We start from the raw sequence: 1211 nt of genomic DNA on the forward strand, positions 1-1211 counted from the left end.
TTTAGCCTCGGTATAGGGGCGGCGAACCTCAACAATGTACCGCCCATCCTCAATGAAAGGACCTGAGAGAGGTGAGTATTCAATATATTTACGGACAAAGCGTTCTGCATTGTCACTGTTATTCACCGGAGGACCGATATGCCGGACAACTGGTGGAACCCTGTCATTGAGGAGCTCAAAGAGGAGAACGGATCTCTCTTCACCCATATGGCAGTCGATCCGGTTTGCGGAAAAGCCCGACCGCTCCAGAAGGTCTCTGATTGCTATTGTACTCTTCCTGAGCTGCGGAACAATAGTATCCGGGACATAGGGGGGTGTTGGAAAGGTTATGGTGTACAGCGCAGATCCACGTTCGGCAAGTGCCAGCTCCACCTGTTTTTTTGTAAATGAGGCTGGACGGTGAATCATGAAGAATGCCTCCGTCGGATCTTTCAGGTAAGCGCGTGCAAGCTCTATCAAAGCGCACATCCGGTCAAGTGAAAGGGCTGCGGCGACATTCCGGTTTGGATCGGTTGGATCGACCACAACAAGCGGCTCATCAAAAAAACGCTCCCGGTGATTCTCCGGATCGATCAGAACCGTGGGCCGCCATTCTGTCGCTGCCCTTATGAGCGGATTGAAGCCACCGTAATGAAGGACAAGGAGTTCGCAGAGATAGCCTGAGAAGCCCTCAGTCATATGATCTGATCCATACACGCCTCCTGCTTTTGTAAACTGCTTCATTAGCAGGGCATCATCGACATATGCGGCGATACGGGGAATAATATACCGGGTATGAAACGGGGTTCTGTCCACCGCACTCTTGATCTCGGTAGCAGATGCCACATGGTAGCAGGGAACGAGATCGATATCAAGGTCAAAAATCCGGGCATTTAAGTACGGATGCTCGGCGTACTTTTCAACAGCGGTACCCCCGAAGTGAGCCACAACAGCACGCCCTAGCGCAATCCCATCCTTTGCAAGATCATCACGGGGGAGATCTGTTGGGAAGAGCATGAAGATATCAAGATCGCGGTCACCCCGGACAAATGTCCCCCGGGCAACTGATCCGACGACCATTGAGGGGCGCTGATGATATTCCATCAGGTACGCAATGATCCGATCAGAGATGGTGCGGAGGTGTTCCACCTCCTCAGGTGTAGGCCTGATTCGGGAGAGGATCTCCTCCTCAAAGGGACTTCTGGTCATAGCACCACCTCAGCAAGCGTCTC

The 1211-nt window shown here is 52.4% G+C and carries 1 protein-coding gene; it reads right to left on the reverse strand.

All coding sequences use genetic code 11. From position 1 onward, the window contains the following. The coding region (cca, locus tag QCH34_RS13050; RefSeq protein ID WP_300334761.1) for a CCA tRNA nucleotidyltransferase at positions 1 to 1188 on the reverse strand (1188 nt) is incomplete at its 3' end. Positions 1189 to 1211: the final 23 nt, after the last annotated feature.

The sequence above is a fragment of the Methanocalculus sp. genome, from assembly GCF_029762515.1.
Lineage (GTDB): Archaea > Halobacteriota > Methanomicrobia > Methanomicrobiales > Methanocorpusculaceae > Methanocalculus.